The organism is Pseudomonas sp. WS 5412 (genome assembly GCF_012985615.1).
Taxonomy (GTDB): domain Bacteria; phylum Pseudomonadota; class Gammaproteobacteria; order Pseudomonadales; family Pseudomonadaceae; genus Aquipseudomonas; species Aquipseudomonas shahriarae.
Genome location: NZ_JAARMB010000031.1, coordinates 1 through 17,744, shown reverse-complemented (window position 1 = coordinate 17,744; position 17,744 = coordinate 1). Strand labels below are relative to the sequence as shown.

Genomic DNA, 17,744 nt, shown 5'->3' with positions numbered 1-17,744 from the left:
GCTTTCCTGACGTTTCGCGGTCAAGCGTTGCCGCTTTTCCGGCATTGCCACCGGCAATATCTCCCTAAGCCCTTGATTTATGGGCTCTGAAAAACCTGGCATGGCGCTTGCTATAACCCTGTTACAGAAAAGCAGGTCAGCCCCTAAAGGTTTCCGCCATGAGCATCAGCTTCGATAAAGCGCTCGGTATCCACGAACAGGCCCTGGGCTTCCGCGCCCAGCGTGCCGAAGTCCTGGCTAACAACATCGCCAACGCCGATACCCCGAACTACAAGGCTCGGGACCTGGACTTTGCCGCCGTGCTCGCCGCACAGAGCGACAAGACCAAGAACGGCTCCTTCGCCTTGAACATGACCAATAACCGTCATATCGAAGCGCAGGGCTTGAGCAGTGGCGATGAGTCGCTGATGTATCGCACGCCGATGCAGCCGTCGATCGACCAGAACACCGTCGACGCGCAGCTGGAGCAATCGAACTACGCCGAGAACTCGGTGAACTTCCAGGCCAGCTTCACCCTGCTCAACAGCAAATTCAAAGGGCTGATGTCAGCCCTGCGCGGAGAATAAGCCATGTCTCTGTCCAGTGTTTTCAATATTGCCGGTAGTGGCATGAGCGCCCAGACCACGCGTCTGAACACGGTCGCCAGTAACATTGCCAACGCCGAAACGGTGTCGTCGAGCATCGACCAGACCTACCGCGCCCGGCACCCAGTGTTCGCCACCATGTTCCAGGCCGGTCAGAACGGCGGCAGCGATTCGTTGTTCCAGAGCCAGGATGCCGCTGGCCAGGGCGTCCAGGTGCTGGGGGTGGTCGAAGACCAGAGCAACCTCGACGCGCGCTACGAGCCCAATCATCCTGCCGCGAACGAAAAGGGTTACGTGTATTACCCCAACGTCAACGTGGTCGAGGAAATGGCTGACATGATTTCCGCCAGTCGCTCGTTCCAGACCAACGCGGAAATGATGAACACCGCCAAAGCCATGATGCAGAAGGTCCTGACCCTCGGTCAGTGATAAGGGGCGCTAAAGCATGTCTGTCACTAACGATGTGTCGAGTAATTCGACGATCCAGAGTCTGTTCGACTCCAAGGTCAAGGATGCCAAGTCCACCCAGGGCAATTTGGCCGATACGGCCAAGGCGGCCTCGGGCAATCAGTCCCTGGGCAAGGATGCGTTCCTGCAACTGCTGGTCACCCAACTGAAGAACCAGAACCCGCTGTCGCCCCAGGACAACGGCGCGTTCGTGGCCCAACTGGCGCAGTTCAGCAGCCTGGAAGGTATCAACACCTTGAACGACTCGGTGAACACCATCACCGGCAACTACAAGTCGTCGCAGGCGCTGCAAGCCTCGTCACTGGTCGGGCGCTCGGTAATTATCGAAACCAACAAGGCCATGGTCGACACCAGCAAGAGCTTCACCGGCTCGGTCGCCGTGGGTTCGTCGGTGGGCAACGTCACCGTCAAGGTCACCGACAAGGACGGCAAGCTGGTCAAGACCATCGATCTGGGTGCCCAGAGCGCCGGCAAGTCGGACTTTATCTGGGACGGTAAAAACGAAGCGGGCGAGCAGCTTGATTCTGGCACCTACACCTTCGCCGCCAGCACCAAGAATGACGCCGGTGATCCGGTCGCCCTGAAAACCTCGCTGCCGGCCACGGTCACCAGCGTGACCTTGAGCCAGACCGGCGGCGAAATGCTGCTCAATCTTTCTGGCGGCATGGGCAGCATCAAGCTGTCGCAAATTCAGACTATCGGTACATAGAGCCGGCTAAATACGGCAAGAGGAGAGAAACATGTCTTTTAATATCGGCCTTAGCGGCCTCTATGCGGCCAACAAACAACTGGACGTGACCGGCAACAACATCGCCAACGTCGCGACCACCGGTTTCAAGTCGTCCCGCGCAGAATTCGGCGACATTTATGCCGCGTCCCGCCTGGGCACCGGCAATAAAACCATCGGCACCGGCGTGAACCTGGCGGCGGTCTCCCAGCAATTCACCCAGGGTGAAATCAACGGCAGCGGCGGCGTGTTGGACATGGGCATCCGGGGCGGCGGCTTCTTCGTGCAGAAGGGCAGCGACGGTTCGCTGGAGTACACCCGTAATGGCTCGTTCCAGGCGAACAAGGACGGCTACATCACCAACAACACCGGCACCTCGCGCCTGCAGGGCTATGCTGCCGATGAAGATGGAAAAATCTCCAAGAGCGGCCTGACCGACCTGCGGATCAACCTGTCCAACTTGCCGCCCAAAGCGTCGACCAAGGTTGACTCCAGCAGCAACCTGAACTCCTCCAAGCCGGTGATCGACCAGACGACCAGCCCGTTTGACCCGACTGTAGCGAGCTCGTTTACCGAGCAGTACGGCACCACTTTGTATGACACTCAAGGCAATGCCCATGAGATGGTGCAGTACATGGTGAAAACCGGCTCCAATACCTGGAAGTCCTACACCCTGATCGACGGACGCAATCCTGACGGTACGCCGGTCAAGGGTACAGGTGCGGTTGCGCCGGTAGCCTCCACGGTGACATTTGATACATCAGGCACGCTGAAGGGGATCGTCACTCCGCCAAGCACCGTATCCAACACCACCCTGACCATCAGCAACTGGAAGCCGGGCGTCATGGATAATGGCGTGTGGAACCCTGACAACGGGGCTGCTGCCAACCCGGGCGGTATCGCGATCAACATGTCCGATATCACTCAGTACAACTCGGCCAGCTACCGTAACCCGCCGATCACTGATGGCTATGCCACCGGCGAAATCACCGGGCTGAAAATCGACGGCAGCGGTGTGCTGTTCGCCACCTTCAGCAACCAGCAGAGCAAGGCCATCGGCCAGATCTCCCTGGCCAGCTTCAACAATGAGCAAGGCCTGCAGCCTGCCGGTGGCACCACCTGGAAAGAAACCTTTGCCTCGGGCCAGCCTGGCTACGATGCACCAGAATCCGGGACCTTGGGCTCGATCGTGGCCAACTCCCTGGAGAACTCCAACGTCAACCTGACCAATGAGCTGGTGGACCTGATCAAGGCCCAGAGCAACTACCAGGCGAACGCCAAGACGATCTCCACCCAGAGCACCATCATGCAGACCATCATTCAGATGACGTGATGCGCTAGCGCTCGACAAGAAGCCCCTCGGAAGAGGGGCTTTTTTGTGGGCGTTGGAAAATCCCCCGCGACGCGTCAGGTAACGCGGTGAAATCCTTAGGAAGGAACACGTCGCTTCTGCCTTGCCACTGATTGGTCCAGAGCCCTGCGGGCTCATCAATCATGGGGGCTGAGAATGTGGAGTTCTGGGGTGTCTGCGCCAGGTGCTGGGCGCGCAATGTTTGTACCTGCAGCATCAAGCGTGCCATCGCCTGCCCAGTCCGTAAGCGCAGAGTCTACGGTCACGACGTCGCTGCGCCAGATGTTCGATGCTGAGCAAGGCGCCAGGACCCAGACGGTTCAGGATCTACGCGACAAGTTGAATGCGCTGCGCGAGAAGCTGGGTGACGAGAAATTCAAGGAAATTCTCAACAGTGAGATCAAAGACGCTGATGACAAGTTTCTTGAGTTTCTCAAGCGGTTGCTGGAGGAATGGTTTCCCGAGGATGTAGCACCGCCGACCCCGCCATCGCCAAGAGGTGGCGGCGGGGGTGGCGGCGGCGGTGGCGGTAGAGTGAGTCCGGGTGGGTTTGGCCCCACCGAGTCCATGAGCAATAAGCCGATTACCGAAGGCTCAAAGTATTACAACTACAAACCGGACAATAGTAACCCCGGGGAAAAGCCGAGCAATATCTGGAGCGGCTTCAGCCAGGGCGATGATGGCAACTGCATTACCGTTTCGGCGATAAAGGCCGCCATGATGCGGTACGGCCAGAAACCTACGGACATCTTCAAGGAGGTGAAGGAGACGGCCAACGGCTATGAAGTGACCATGCGCGATGGGGTCAAGGTGTCTTTTACCAAGGACGAATTGAAGCAGGCGGCCACACACGCTCGTTTCAAGGGTGACGACCCTCAGATGTTGACCGATGCCAACTTCCTGTATGCCGCAAGTGCCAAGCGCGCACAGATGGAAAACAACGACGGCACGGCCGGACGCAGTTTCACGGCTGCGATGGACAGCCTCAACGATGGTGAATACTCCCGCGAGGGGCTGGATCGTTTGGGCCTGAAGGGGCTTTACCGGCCGGCGACCGATGCCGACTTGAGAAACAGCAAGGTGGGAACCGTGGAATACAACGGCCACTCAATGGCCGTGATTGATGGCCGCATCGAGTTGTGGGGGCGGCGAGGCGGTGTACCTCAGTCGGGCCTGGCGACTGTGTTGATCTAGCCTGGGCCGGGTTTTTTGCCAGGCAAAAAAAGCCCCCGATACACCACTGGGCATATCGAGGGCTTTTCAGCCTAGGGATTTAAACCCAGGGCAGGCTCAGCTTACTGGCAAGCTTCGCAATCCGGCTCGTCAATCGCGCAGGCCTTTGGCACTGGTGCCGGGCCGGCTGGAGCTGCGAGTACCGAATCGTCACCGTGGTTGCCGCTGGATACAGCGTTCAGCTTGCCGGTGTTGATGGTCGACTTCTCGGTGCTGGTCGCGGCCAGGGCACGGAGGTAGTACGTGGTTTTCAGGCCACGGTACCAAGCCATGCGGTAGGTCACGTCGAGTTTCTTGCCCGAAGCGCCGGCGATGTACAGGTTCAGGGACTGGGCCTGGTCGATCCACTTCTGACGACGGCTGGCGGCGTCAACGATCCACTTGGTGTCCACTTCGAAGGCGGTCGCGTAGAGCTCTTTGAGTTCTTGCGGGATGCGCTCGATCTGCTGCACGGAACCGTCGTAGTACTTCAGGTCGTTGATCATTACCGAGTCCCACAGGCCGCGGGCTTTCAGGTCGCGGACGAGGTACGGGTTGATCACGGTGAATTCGCCCGACAGGTTCGATTTCACATACAGGTTCTGGTAGGTCGGTTCGATCGACTGCGATACGCCGGTGATGTTGGCGATGGTCGCGGTCGGTGCGATGGCCATGATGTTGGAGTTACGAATGCCTTTCTGCACACGGGCACGTACCGGTGCCCAGTCCAGGGATTCGTTCAGGTCAACGTCGATGTACTTCTGGCCACGCTGCTCGATCAGGATCTGTTGCGAGTCCAGCGGCAGGATGCCCTTGGACCACAGCGAACCCTGGAACGTCTCGTAGGCGCCGCGCTCGTCGGCCAGGTCGCAGGAAGCCTGGATCGCGTAGTAGCTGACCGCTTCCATGGACTTGTCGGCGAACTCGACCGCAGCATCCGAACCGTAAGGAATGTGCTGCAGGTACAGCGCGTCCTGGAAGCCCATGATCCCCAGGCCGACCGGACGGTGCTTGAAGTTGGAGTTCTGCGCCTGTGGCACCGAGTAGTAGTTGATGTCGATCACGTTATCGAGCATGCGTACGGCGGTGTTGACGGTGCGTTCCAGCTTGGCGGTGTCCAGCTTGCCGTTGACGATGTGGTTCGGCAGGTTGATCGAGCCCAGGTTGCAGACGGCGATCTCGTCCTTGTTGGTGTTCAAGGTGATCTCGGTGCACAGGTTCGAGCTGTGGACCACGCCCACGTGCTGCTGCGGGCTGCGCAGGTTGCACGGGTCTTTGAAGGTCAACCATGGGTGGCCGGTTTCGAACAGCATCGACAGCATCTTGCGCCACAGGTCTTTGGCCTGGATGGTCTTGAACAGCTTGATCTTGCCTGGGTACTGGGACAGGGCTTCGTAGTACTCGTAACGCTCTTCGAAGGCCTTGCCGGTCAGGTCGTGCAGGTCCGGCACTTCGGATGGCGAGAACAGGGTCCACGGGCCGTCATCGAAGACGCGCTTCATGAACAGGTCAGGGATCCAGTTGGCGGTGTTCATGTCGTGGGTACGACGACGATCATCACCGGTGTTCTTGCGCAGCTCGATGAACTCTTCAATGTCCATGTGCCAGGTTTCCAGGTAGGCACATACCGCGCCTTTGCGCTTGCCGCCCTGGTTCACTGCGACGGCGGTGTCGTTCACTACCTTGAGGAACGGCACGACGCCCTGGGACTTGCCGTTGGTGCCCTTGATGTACGAACCCAGTGCACGCACCGGCGTCCAGTCGTTGCCCAGGCCGCCAGCGAATTTGGACAGCATGGCGTTGTCGTGGATCGCGTGGTAGATGCCCGACAGGTCATCCGGCACGGTGGTCAGGTAGCAGCTCGACAGCTGTGGACGCAGGGTACCGGCGTTGAACAGGGTCGGGGTCGACGACATGTAGTCGAAGGACGACAACAGGTTGTAGAACTCGATGGCACGGTCTTCTTTGTTCTTCTCTTCGATCGCCAGGCCCATGGCCACGCGCATGAAGAACACTTGCGGCAGTTCGAAGCGGATCCCGTCCTTGTGGATGAAGTAACGGTCGTACAGGGTTTGCAGGCCCAGGTAGGTGAACTGCTGGTCACGCTCGTGGTTGATCGCCTTGCCGAGTTTTTCCAGGTCGAAGGTGGCCAGGATCGGGTTGAGCAATTCGAACTCGATACCCTTGGCGATGTAGGCAGGCAGGGCCTTGGCGTACAGGTCGGCCATTTCGTGGTGGGTCGCGCTCTCGGCGACTTTCAGGAAGCCCAGGCCTTCGGCACGCAGGGTGTCCATCAGCAGGCGGGCGGTGACGAACGAGTAGTTCGGCTCACGCTCGACCAGGGTACGGGCGGTCATCACCAGGGCGGTGTTGACGTCGGTCAGGGCCACGCCGTCGTACAGGTTCTTCAGGGTTTCACGCTGGATCAGGTCGCCGTCGACTTCTTCCAGGCCTTCGCAGGCTTCGGTGATGATGGTGTTCAGACGGCCCAGGTCCAGCGGCGCGAACGAACCATCAGCCAGGGTGATGCGGATCGACGGGTGAGCTTGCACGGCTTCAGCGGACGGCGCGTGTACGGCACGCTCCTTGGCGCGCGAATCACGGTAGATCACGTAGTCGCGGGCCACTTTCTGCTCGCCGGCACGCATCAGGGCCAGTTCGACCTGGTCCTGGATTTCTTCGATGTGGATGGTGCCGCCCGAAGGCATGCGACGCTTGAAGGTCGCGGTGACTTGTTCGGTCAGGCGGGCAACGGTGTCGTGGATACGCGACGAAGCGGCAGCGGTGCCGCCTTCAACTGCAAGAAACGCTTTGGTGATGGCGACGGTGATTTTGTCATCGGTATAAGGAACGACAGTGCCGTTACGCTTGATCACGCGCAATTGGCCGGGCGCGGTGGCGGACAGATCCATATTCGAATCAGCGGCCTGCGGCACGGAGCCTTGCGGGTTCTCGCGAGTTGTGTCGGTTTGCATGGGGGGGTGTCTCCACATTCTATATTTATTTGGGCACCATCACGGTGCCCACCGTTCCGTCCTGAAGCACTTACAACAGGCCTTGGCCTGGCATAACAACCTCGGGACAGGAGGAAGGGAGCTGTTCGCGCCGCTTCCATGCCGAAGTCTTCGGTTCCGAGCCTTAAGCTCTTTGCCGTATTCCTGAGTGGGTGTTGCTTGTATTGCAACACCCGTACCGCTTTCTCCCATTCGGGGTTGGAAAACAGCAGCCATCCGCGTGCGCGGTTTGGGCTTTCGAAAAAGGTTTAAGTTCCACCAAACAGGAGCAAGAAAGGGCTTGAGTTTCTTGTCTGATTTGTGTTTGGTCTTTTCGCTTGAAACCCTACATGTAGGGTTTTTTTAGCGACGAGGTACAAGATAATGCGTTTTGGAAGGCTTAGCAACGCACTACCTGTGGATAACGCTGTGGGTAAAATGTGTATGAAAGGTGGAACCGCCGTGTAGGCCGCAGTACTGCTGCATCGCGCCGTTTGTCACCGAATATGCCAAGCCGAAAACACCCGCTTGGATTTTTGCGGGCGCGAACCCTATCACAAAAAAAGGCGATCACCGAATGCATTTCCTGGCTTGTGTTTGAGGGCGGGGCCATGGCTACAATCGGCCTTCATTCCTACACGATTATGCCCTTTGTGCATGACAAATTAGGTACGACTGGCGAAGATCAAAATAGGGGGGCTGGCTTGCCCGCTGTCACATTTGAACCTGCGCAGTCCTGACAGATCGCTTATAAAAACGAGGACCACCCGTGGAGCAAGAAGCCTGGCAGGTATTGATTGTCGAGGACGACCAGCGTCTGGCTGAGTTGACCCGTGACTACCTGGAAAGCCACGGCCTGCGGGTCTCGATAGAGGGCGACGGGGCCCAGGCGGTGGCGCGGATCATTGCCGAGCAGCCGGACCTGGTGATCCTCGACCTGATGCTGCCCGGCGAAGACGGTCTGAGCATCTGCCGCAAGGTGCGCGAGCGCTACGACGGGGTGATCCTGATGCTTACCGCGCGTACCGACGACATGGATCAGGTCCTGGGCCTGGACATGGGCGCCGACGACTATGTGTGCAAGCCGGTGCGCCCGCGCCTGCTGCTGGCGCGGATCCAGGCCTTGCTGCGGCGCAGCGAAAGCTCCGAGCCCGCCGTCCCGGAAAAGCAGCGGCGCCTGCAGTTCGGCCCGCTGGTGGTGGACAACGCCCTGCGCGAAGCCTGGCTGCACGACGGCGGCATCGAGCTGACCAGCGCCGAATTCGACCTGCTGTGGTTATTGGTGGCCAATGCCGGACGTATCCTGTCCCGCGAAGAAATCTTCACCGCCCTGCGCGGCATCGGCTACGACGGCCAGGACCGCTCCATTGACGTGCGTATTTCGCGGATCCGCCCGAAAATCGGCGACGACCCCATCCACCCGCGCCTGATCAAGACCATTCGCAGCAAAGGCTACCTGTTCGTCCCCGAAGCTGCTGCCGATATGCTGTCGTGAACTCGATCTTCCTGCGCATCTACGGCGGCATGTGCGCGGCGCTGATCCTGGTGGCGCTGCTCGGCGTCCTGGCCCTGCACCTGCTCAATGAGGTGCGCAGCGGCCAGTATCGCGAACGCCTGGCCCACGGCACCTTTGCCCTAATGGGCGACAACCTGCAACCGATGAGCAGTATCGAGCGCCAGCGCGCCCTGGCGGTGTGGGAGCGGTTACTGGGGATTCCCTTGCAATTGCAAGCCGTGGCGGATGCCCGCCTGGACCTGAGCCAGCGCAATCGCCTGCAACGCGGCCAGGTCCTGGTGGAGCAGACCGGACCCCATGCGGCGCGGGTCTTGCGCCTGGTCAGTGAGAAAGAGGAACTGCTGCTCAGCGGCGAAGTGCAGCAGATCAGCGAGCAATTGGCCCGGGCCACCATTTATTTGCTGGCCGACGAACTGGTGCGGTTTCCGGTGGCCGAGCAGCCGCAACGCTTGGCTGACTTGAAAGAGGCCAAGGGCTTCGGCTTTGAAATGCACCTGCTGAAGCTGGACGAAGCCGACATGGACGAGGACCAGCGGCGTCGCGTGGCCGAAGGCGACACGGTGATGGCCCTGGGCAAGGGTGGCGACTCGATCCGCGTGTTTGCCGGCATGGTCGGCACGCCATGGGTCCTGGAAATCGGCCCGCTGTACCAGATGAACCCTTACCCGGCGCAATGGCTGGTGCTGATTGCCCTGATCGGCCTGACCCTGATCGGCCTGATCGTGTACTTGCTGGTGCGCCAACTGGAGCGCCGCCTGCGTGGCTTGGAAGCGGCCGCCACGCGCATCGCCAAAGGCAACCTGGAAGCCCGGGTGCCGGCGCGCGGGGCCGACTCGGTAGGGCGTCTGGCGGCGGCCTTCAATGGCATGGCCGAGCACTTGCAGCGCCTGCTGGCGATCCAGCGTGAGCTGGTGCGCGCGGTGTCCCATGAGCTGCGTACGCCGGTGGCGCGCCTGCGTTTTGGCCTGGAGATGATCGGCGATGCTGCTACGCCCGAAGCCCGACGTAAATATATGGAAGGCATGGACAGCGATATCCAGGACCTCGACGGCCTGGTGGATGAGATGCTGACCTATGCGCGCCTGGAGCAGGGCTCGCCGGCCCTGAGTTTCCAGCGGGTCGACCTGAGTGCCTTGCTCGATCAGGTGATCGAGGAACTGGCGCCGCTGCGGCCGGGGATCGAAGTGGCGCGGGGGGTGTGCCTGTCATCGGCCCATCTGGACGCTGCCTGGGTCGATGCCGAGCCGCGCTACCTGCACCGCGCCCTGCAAAACCTGGTGAGCAATGCCATGCGCCATGCCCAGTCGCGGGTACTGATCAGCTACCAGGTGGGCCAGGTGCGATGCCGTATCGACGTCGAAGACGATGGCCCGGGAGTTCCGGAAAGTGCCTGGGAACGGATCTTTACCCCATTCCTGCGCCTGGATGACAGCCGCACCCGCGCCTCGGGCGGGCATGGCCTGGGCTTGTCGATTGTGCGGCGGATTATCTACTGGCACGGCGGGCGGGCGTTGATCAGCAAGAGCAACAACCTGGGGGGCGCCTGCTTCAGCCTGAGTTGGCCTCGGGACCAGGACAAAACTTGAGCCTGCGGTAGCTATCTATCAGGCGCCGATAGCCACCAAACTCAACAACTGCCCCTCATGCACCACAAACTGCGCCTCCAGCTCCTTGCCATAACACCACTCACTGGACAGGTCCGTCAGCAACCGCAGGCGCAGCGAGCCCGCCTCAGACCACTCCAGCACCTCGGCATGCTCAAAATAGAAGCGCTTCTGTACGATCGGGTAGAGCGCCTTGAACAGGCTCTCCTTGGCCGAAAACGTCAGCGTCACCCATTGCGCAATCTGCTCTCGTGGCCCGGCGGCCATGCGTTGCAGTTCATCCGGGGTGAGGATTTCCCCGGCCAGGCGCTCGGCCCGTTCAAGGGACAGCAGGTTTTCCAGGTCCATGCCCAGCCCGCGCCATTGCGACTTATGCCCGACGATGGCCGCGGCATGCCCGGTGCTGTGGGTGATCGAGCCGCTGATATGGCCGGGCCATACCGGGGCGCGGTCCTCGCCGATGGCGGGGATGCAGTCCAGGCCTTCGAGCTGTTGCAAGGCGGCGCGGGCACACAGTCTGCCGGCGAGAAACTCGGCCTGGCGCTTGGCCACCGAGCGCTGGATACTGGCCGGTGGCGGCACGGCGCAGCGCTGGAAGTCGCCGGCCTCAAGCAGTTTAGGCTCGAAGCGGGTGCTCAGGAACACCGTGCCGGGCAACGTGTCGGGCAGCGGCCAATGGTCATCAAGTGGGGTGCAGCAGGCGGGTATCGGGTTCATGCCGGCTATTCTGCACGGGGCGGCACACACCTGGGTAGCCCGCCGGTTCAGACTGTGTTCAGTTCAACGGCCGTAAACTGCGCAAGCATACCTTCAGGGCCGCTATCATGTTTCCCTGCAGGACAGTGGATTGGCCTTGGAGAGTGTTATGAAATTGCTGGTTGTCGAAGATGAGGCGTTGTTGCGCCATCACCTGTTGACCCGTCTTGGCGACAGCGGCCACGTGGTCGAAGCCGTGGCTAACGCCGAAGAAGCGCTGTACCAGACCGGGCAATTCAATCATGACCTGGCGATCATCGACCTGGGCCTGCCAGGCATGGGCGGCCTGGACCTGATCCGTCAACTGCGGGCCCAGGCCAAGACCTTCCCGATCCTGATTCTCACGGCACGCGGCAACTGGCAGGACAAGGTCGAAGGCCTGGCCGCCGGGGCCGACGACTATGTGGTCAAGCCGTTCCAGTTCGAAGAGCTGGAAGCGCGGATGAACGCACTGCTGCGCCGCTCCAGCGGTTTTACCCAATCGACCATCGTCGCCGGCCCGTTGCTGCTGGACCTCAACCGCAAGCAGGCGTCCCTCGACGAGCAGCCCCTGGCGCTGACGGCCTATGAGTACCGGATCCTCGAATACCTGATGCGCCACCACCAACAAGTGGTGGCCAAGGATCGGTTGATGGAACAGCTCTATCCCGATGACGACGAGCGCGATCCGAATGTGATCGAAGTGCTGGTCGGCCGCCTGCGTCGCAAGCTCGAGGCCCCGGCCGGGTTCAAGCCCATCGACACCGTGCGCGGCCTGGGCTACCTGTTTAACGAGCGCTGCCGTTGATCCGTTCGCTCCGTGTGCGCCTGATGCTGGCGGCCACCACCCTGGCCGTGTTGTTCATGCTGGGGCTGTTGCCGGCGATGCAGGGCGCGTTCAGCCTGGCGTTGCAGGATTCCATCGAGCAGCGGCTGGCGTCGGATGTGACCACGCTGATTTCTGCCGCGCGGGTCGATAACAACCGCTTGCTGATGCCGGCACAGTTGCCCGATGAGCGCTTCAACCTGACCGACAGCCGCCTGCTGGGCTACATCTATGACCGCGAAGGTCATCTGGTCTGGCGTTCGCGGGCCACCAGGGAAGAAAACATCAACTACCGCCCGCGTTACGACGGGCGCGGTAACGAGTTTGCGAAGATTCGCGAGGCCAACGGCCAGGAATTCTTCGTGTATGACGTCGAGGTCAAGCTGCTGGGGGGCAAGAGCGCGGCGTTCAGTATCGTCGCCCTGCAACCGGTGCGCGAATACCAGGTGACCCTTGAAGGGTTGCGGGAAAACCTCTACCTGGGCTTCGGCGCCGCCTTGCTGGTGTTGTTGAGCCTGTTGTGGATCGGCCTGACCTGGGGCTTGCAAGCCTTGCGCCGGCTCAGCCAGGAGTTGGATGAAATCGAAGGCGGCACCCGCGAAAGCCTCAGCGAGCAACACCCACGGGAGCTGCTGCGCCTGACCGGTTCCCTCAACCGCCTGCTGCACAGCGAGCGCGAGCAGCGCACCCGTTACCGCGACTCCCTGGATGACCTGGCCCACAGCCTGAAAACCCCGCTGGCGGTATTGCAGGGCGTGAGTGAAGACATGGCCCAGCGCCCCCAGGACCTTGAGCAGGCGCGGGTGCTGCAGTCGCAGATCGAGCGCATGAGCCAACAGATCAGCTACCAGTTACAGCGTGCCAGCCTGCGCAAAAGCGGCCTGGTGCGTCACCAGGTGCGCCTGCGCCCGGTGCTGCAGAGCCTGTGCGACACCCTGGACAAGGTCTACCGCGACAAGCGGGTGCGGGTGTCTTTTGCGTTGCCGGAGCAATGCGATGTGCCCATCGAGCAGGGCGCTTTGCTGGAATTGCTCGGCAACCTGCTGGAAAACGCCTACCGCCTGTGCCTGAGCGAGGTGCGCGTGACCCTGGATGAAAGTGCCGATGGCGTGCGCTTGTGCATCGAAGACGATGGCCCCGGCGTGCCACCCGACCAGCGCGCGCGGATCCTGCAGCGCGGCGAACGCCTGGATCGCCAGCATCCAGGGCAGGGGATTGGGTTGGCGGTGGTCAAGGACATTATTGAAAGCTATGGCGCGCGGTTGACCCTGGGGGACTCTCCTTTAGGGGGCGCGGCGTTCAGGATTCATTTTCCGGCACTGTGACCTTTATTGATTCGCCGGCCCCATCGCAGGCAAGCCAGCTCCCACATTTAACTGTGTTCACACATCAAAATGTGGGAGCTGGCTTGCCTGCGATGGCGCCCGTCCAAACACTGCATCTTCAACTCTCTTGCGCCCGATAAGCCCCCGGCGTCACCCCCGTCCACTTCTTGAACGCCCGATGAAACGCCGACGGCTCGGAAAACCCCAGTTGCTCGGCAATTTCCTGCAACGACAAATCCGCCCGCCCCAGATGAAAAATCGCAATATCGCGGCGCAATTCATCCTTGAGTGCCTGGAAACTGGTGCCTTCCTCCCGTAAATGCCGGCGCAGGGTCTGCGGGCTGATGTGCAGGTGCTGCGCCACGGCTTCCAGGTCTGGCCAGGGTGTGCGGTCGCGGCTTAGCAGGCGACGTAGCTGGCTGCTCAGGCTGTCGCCTTCGTCTGGCCGGGACAGCAGGTCGGCGGGGGAGCGTTCGAGGAAGTGCTTGAGGGTGCGCTCATCCTGCAACAGCGGCAGGTTCAGGTAGCGACTGGGGAACACCAGGCTGCTGCTGGCCGCGCTGAACACCAGCGGGCAAGGGAACAGCAGGTCGTATTCGCTGGCATGGGCCGGCATCGGGTAGCTGAAGGTCGCTTGCTCGAGGCGGATACGCTGGCCAATCAGCCAACTGCCGAGGCGATGCCAGATCACCAGCAGGGACTCGCTCAAAAAGTGATCCGGATCCCACAGGTGCGAGTCATCCAGGCTCAGGCGTGCCATGTCGCCTTCACGGCTCAACCGCCAGCGCGGCCCCTGGGGGAACAGGCTGTAGAACAACAATCCGCGCTCCAGCGCCTTCTCCAGGGTGCGGCAATGAATCAATGCGTGGCACATCATGGCGAAAGTCCCGCGCTTGCTCGGTCCATCGGCAAAGCCCAGGTACTCGTCATCCAGCGCCTGCCACAACCGCTGCAACAGCTGCGTGAATTGCTCTGGCGCGATGCGCGCACGGGGTTCTGCCAGCAGTTCCGGGGCAATCCCCAGTTGCTGCAACAGGCTCGAGTAATCGTAGCCGGCCCGGCGCGCGCCGCCCAGGGCAGCGCGGGCGTAATGACTGGCGATGGTGCGTTCGCGCATGCAGGGGCCTCGTCCATTGAGTGGCCGATGGTAGCCATCGCGCCTGGGGCGGACAAGGCGGATATCCGCCAAATTGTAGGACGAGATTGGAGTGATGGGCGGATATCCGCCACCTGACTCAACCAAGAATGCTGCCGGTGCACAGCCGACAGGCCCATGGTTTGTGGGCTCCAGGGCTTTTGCGGAAAGTGGCACGCCGTTTGCGATAAGGAATACAGATCTGCCAGCCAGCAGCTCGCCAAAACAAATCCCTCCAGTGCAGGAGGGTTCGCAATTCAAGTGTCGTGGGCAATGGCGGATATTTGCCCCACGGGACTCTTGAGGAAACTTTGCAATGACGACTCGTCAGCCGTTCTACAAAACCCTGTATTTCCAGGTAATCGTTGCCATCGTTATCGGTATCCTGCTCGGTCACTTCTACCCGCAGACCGGTGTGGCCCTCAAGCCATTGGGTGACGGCTTTATCAAGCTGATCAAAATGGTCATCGCCCCGATCATCTTCTGTACCGTTGTCAGCGGCATCGCCGGCATGCAGAGCATGAAGTCGGTGGGCAAGACCGGCGGCTACGCGCTGCTGTACTTCGAAATCGTCTCCACCATCGCCCTGCTGATCGGCCTGGTGGTGGTCAACGTGGTGCAGCCAGGCGCTGGCATGCACATCGACGTTGCGACCCTGGACGCTTCGAAAGTCGCGGCCTACGTCACTGCCGGTAAAGACCAGAGCATCGTCGGCTTTATCCTCAACGTGATCCCCAACACCATCGTCGGCGCCTTCGCCAACGGCGATATCCTGCAAGTGCTGATGTTCTCGGTGATCTTCGGTTTCGCCCTGCATCGCCTGGGTGCCTACGGCAAGCCGGTGCTGGACTTCATTGATCGCTTCGCCCACGTGATGTTCAACATCATCAACATGATCATGAAGCTCGCGCCGATCGGTGCCCTGGGCGCCATGGCGTTCACCATCGGTGCCTACGGTGTTGGCTCGCTGGTGCAACTGGGCCAGTTGATGATCTGCTTCTACATCACCTGCATCCTGTTCGTGCTGGTAGTCCTGGGTGGCATCTGCCGCGCCCACGGCTTCAGCGTCCTGAAACTGGTGCGCTACATCCGTGAAGAGCTGCTGATCGTACTCGGGACTTCCTCCTCCGAGTCCGCACTGCCACGCATGCTGATCAAGATGGAACGCCTGGGTGCGAAGAAGTCGGTGGTGGGCCTGGTTATCCCGACTGGCTACTCCTTCAACCTCGACGGTACTTCGATCTACCTGACCATGGCTGCCGTGTTCATCGCCCAGGCGACTGACACCCACATGGACATCACCCACCAGATCACCCTGCTGCTGGTGCTGCTGCTGTCCTCCAAAGGCGCTGCTGGCGTGACCGGTAGTGGTTTCATCGTACTGGCTGCAACCCTGTCGGCGGTTGGCCACTTGCCGGTTGCCGGCCTGGCGCTGATCCTCGGTATCGACCGCTTCATGTCCGAAGCCCGTGCCCTGACCAACCTGGTCGGTAACGCCGTAGCGACCATCGTTGTGGCCAAGTGGGTCAAGGAACTGGACACCGACAAGCTGCAAAGCGAGCTGGCTTCCGGCGGTACCGGTATCTCCGAAACCCGCGAACTGGATGACCTGGGCGTGGCCGAAGGCCCGGCACCAGCGCTTAAGTAAACGCTGACGCAGCACTGAAAAACCCATCTTCGGATGGGTTTTTTTATGGGCGCACGAGCACAACGGTCACTGCCGATGATGCTTACGGTGATTGCCGCTGCCGCGCAAGGTTGCCTACTCTGTGTTCCATCGAATCGGAATCGGAGCTCCCATGTCAGGCCCCTTGGCGTCCCTCAAAGTGCTGGATTTCTCGACCTTGCTGCCGGGGCCTTTTGCTTCGCTGCTGTTGGCAGACATGGGCGCCGAGGTGCTGCGCATCGAATCCCCCACGCGCATGGACCTGCTGCGGGTGTTGCCGCCCCACGACCGTGGCGTGTCGGCCAGCCATGCCTACCTCAACCGCAACAAGCGCAGCCTGGCCCTGGACCTCAAGCAGCCCGAGGCGCTGGAGATCGTGCGGCAACTGGTGGCGGAGTACGACATTGTGCTGGAGCAGTTCCGCCCAGGGGTCATGGAGCGCCTGGGGTTGGGGTATGAAGCGTTGAAGGCGATCAACCCGAAGCTGATCTATGTGTCCATCACCGGCTATGGCCAGACCGGCCCCTACAAGGACCGCGCCGGGCATGACATCAATTACCTGGCCTTGTCCGGCGTCGCCAGCTACACCGGGCGCCAGGACAGCGGCCCAGTGCCCCTGGGCGTGCAATTGGCGGATGTGGGCGGCGGCTCGTTGCATGCCGTGGTCGGCCTGCTCGCGGCGGTGATTGCGCGTCAGCACAGTGGGCTAGGGCAGTACCTGGATGTGAGCATGACCGACTGCGCCTTCAGCCTCAACGCCATGGCCGGCGCGGCTTACCTGGCGTGTGGCGTGGAGCCTGGGCGCGAAGACCAGGTGCTCAATGGCGGCAGCTTCTACGATTACTACCGCTCGCGGGACGGGCGCTGGCTGTCGGTGGGTAGCCTGGAGCCGGGGTTTATGCAGCAATTGTGTACTGCGCTGGGGCGCCCGGAGCTGGCGGCCCAGGGCTTGTCGCCCAAGCCCGAACAGCAAAAGGCCCTCAAGCAGGCGCTGCAAGTGGAGTTTGAGCGGCACAGCTTCGAGGAGCTGTGTGCGTTGTTTGCCGGGGTCGATGCTTGCGTCGAGCCGGTGCTCAGTCTGGGCGAAGCCCTGCAGCACCCGCAGTTGCAGGCCCGCGAGCTGGTGAGCCAGGTGCCCCGCGGGGATGGCTCGTTCCAGGCGCAGATGGCCTGCCCGCTGAAGTTTTCCGAAGGGGTGCCGGAGCCGAGGCATATCGGTGCTGCGGTGGGGGCGCACAGTGATCAGGTGTTGGGGGAGTTGGGTTTCAGTACTCAGCGGATAGCCGAGCTGCGGGGGGCCAAGGTGGTGGGGTAGTGGCTGTTCGGGCCCCATCGCGGGCATGGGTATCTAGACAACTCTTTTATCTAGTGCTGATTGGGTTTGTGTACATATCCGTTGCTGCGGTCATGGCGGCTATTGGTTCCGCCCTTACGGCGGCTCACTTTGGAGAAGCGCCAAAGTAAGCAAAGCGCTCTTGCCCCACCACTCGGTGCCTCGCCTAGGCTCGGCATGCCCGCAGTCAGGCATTGCTCCGTGGGCCCGCCGCGATCGGCCATCCCTGGCCGTGTCGCGGCTACCCCGGCATCCATGCCGGGGTGCCC

14 protein-coding genes are annotated in these 17,744 nt (G+C 61.2%); 11 read left to right on the top strand and 3 right to left on the bottom strand.

Features of this window, described 5'->3' with window-relative positions; translation table 11 throughout:
* Window positions 1–158 precede the first annotated feature (158 nt).
* The 5 genes from flgB to HBR94_RS26630 all read left to right on the top strand — a co-directional run bounded on the left by flgB (window position 159) and on the right by HBR94_RS26630 (window position 4,324).
* Entirely contained in the window at window positions 159–566 is a 408-nt protein-coding gene (gene flgB / locus HBR94_RS26650) for a flagellar basal body rod protein FlgB (protein WP_057439685.1), read from the top strand.
* A 3-nt stretch (window positions 567–569) separates the two neighbouring features.
* The gene (gene flgC / locus HBR94_RS26645; RefSeq protein ID WP_029294486.1) at window positions 570–1,013 is read left to right on the top strand and encodes a flagellar basal body rod protein FlgC; all 444 of its coding nucleotides are present in this window, start codon (window positions 570–572) and stop codon (window positions 1,011–1,013) included.
* 16 nt (window positions 1,014–1,029) lie between these two features.
* Window positions 1,030–1,761, top strand: a complete 732-nt coding sequence (flgD, locus tag HBR94_RS26640; protein WP_057439684.1) for a flagellar hook assembly protein FlgD — start codon at window positions 1,030–1,032, stop codon at window positions 1,759–1,761.
* A 31-nt stretch (window positions 1,762–1,792) separates the two neighbouring features.
* Window positions 1,793–3,112: a flagellar hook protein FlgE gene (flgE, locus tag HBR94_RS26635; protein WP_115128765.1), complete on the top strand. Its 1,320-nt coding sequence runs from the start codon at window positions 1,793–1,795 to the stop codon at window positions 3,110–3,112.
* A 216-nt stretch (window positions 3,113–3,328) separates the two neighbouring features.
* On the top strand, window positions 3,329–4,324 hold the full coding sequence (locus tag HBR94_RS26630; protein WP_262383431.1) for a hypothetical protein: 996 nt from the start codon (window positions 3,329–3,331) through the stop codon (window positions 4,322–4,324).
* A 101-nt stretch (window positions 4,325–4,425) separates the two neighbouring features.
* Here the strand turns inward: HBR94_RS26630 and HBR94_RS26625 are convergent, their stop codons facing one another.
* The gene (locus tag HBR94_RS26625; RefSeq protein ID WP_115128763.1) at window positions 4,426–7,317 is read right to left on the bottom strand and encodes a ribonucleoside-diphosphate reductase subunit alpha; all 2,892 of its coding nucleotides are present in this window, start codon (window positions 7,315–7,317) and stop codon (window positions 4,426–4,428) included.
* 787 nt (window positions 7,318–8,104) lie between these two features.
* Here HBR94_RS26625 and HBR94_RS26620 point away from each other — a divergent pair.
* A complete protein-coding gene (locus tag HBR94_RS26620; RefSeq protein WP_057439682.1) occupies window positions 8,105–8,830 on the top strand; it encodes a response regulator in 726 nt (241 codons plus the stop codon).
* Window positions 8,827–10,437 (top strand): ATP-binding protein, encoded by a 1,611-nt coding sequence (locus tag HBR94_RS26615; protein WP_057960424.1) that lies wholly within the window; start codon window positions 8,827–8,829, stop codon window positions 10,435–10,437. Before HBR94_RS26620 ends, HBR94_RS26615 begins: the two co-directional genes overlap by 4 nt.
* Before the next feature lie 18 nt (window positions 10,438–10,455).
* On the opposite strand, the gene HBR94_RS26610 is transcribed toward HBR94_RS26615, so the two are convergent.
* Window positions 10,456–11,172, bottom strand: coding sequence for a 4'-phosphopantetheinyl transferase superfamily protein (locus HBR94_RS26610; RefSeq protein WP_057439681.1), 717 nt, complete (start codon window positions 11,170–11,172; stop codon window positions 10,456–10,458).
* A 148-nt stretch (window positions 11,173–11,320) separates the two neighbouring features.
* On the opposite strand from HBR94_RS26610, the gene HBR94_RS26605 reads away from it, so the two are divergent.
* Both HBR94_RS26605 and HBR94_RS26600 read left to right on the top strand, forming a co-directional pair.
* On the top strand, window positions 11,321–11,998 hold the full coding sequence (locus HBR94_RS26605; RefSeq protein WP_057960423.1) for a response regulator transcription factor: 678 nt from the start codon (window positions 11,321–11,323) through the stop codon (window positions 11,996–11,998).
* On the top strand, window positions 11,995–13,341 hold the full coding sequence (locus HBR94_RS26600) for an ATP-binding protein (protein ID WP_057439679.1): 1,347 nt from the start codon (window positions 11,995–11,997) through the stop codon (window positions 13,339–13,341). The genes HBR94_RS26605 and HBR94_RS26600 overlap by 4 nt, the downstream gene beginning before the upstream one ends.
* Window positions 13,342–13,459: 118 nt before the next feature.
* On the opposite strand, the gene HBR94_RS26595 is transcribed toward HBR94_RS26600, so the two are convergent.
* On the bottom strand, window positions 13,460–14,458 hold the full coding sequence (locus HBR94_RS26595; RefSeq protein ID WP_057960421.1) for an AraC family transcriptional regulator: 999 nt from the start codon (window positions 14,456–14,458) through the stop codon (window positions 13,460–13,462).
* 334 nt (window positions 14,459–14,792) lie between these two features.
* Between HBR94_RS26595 and HBR94_RS26590 the strand changes: the two genes are divergently transcribed.
* Complete coding sequence (locus HBR94_RS26590; protein ID WP_057439678.1) at window positions 14,793–16,124, top strand: dicarboxylate/amino acid:cation symporter; 1,332 nt, start codon at window positions 14,793–14,795, stop codon at window positions 16,122–16,124.
* A gap of 151 nt (window positions 16,125–16,275) precedes the next feature.
* Entirely contained in the window at window positions 16,276–17,457 is a 1,182-nt protein-coding gene (locus tag HBR94_RS26585) for a CaiB/BaiF CoA-transferase family protein (protein WP_057439677.1), read from the top strand.
* The last annotated feature ends 287 nt before the right edge of the window (window positions 17,458–17,744 follow it).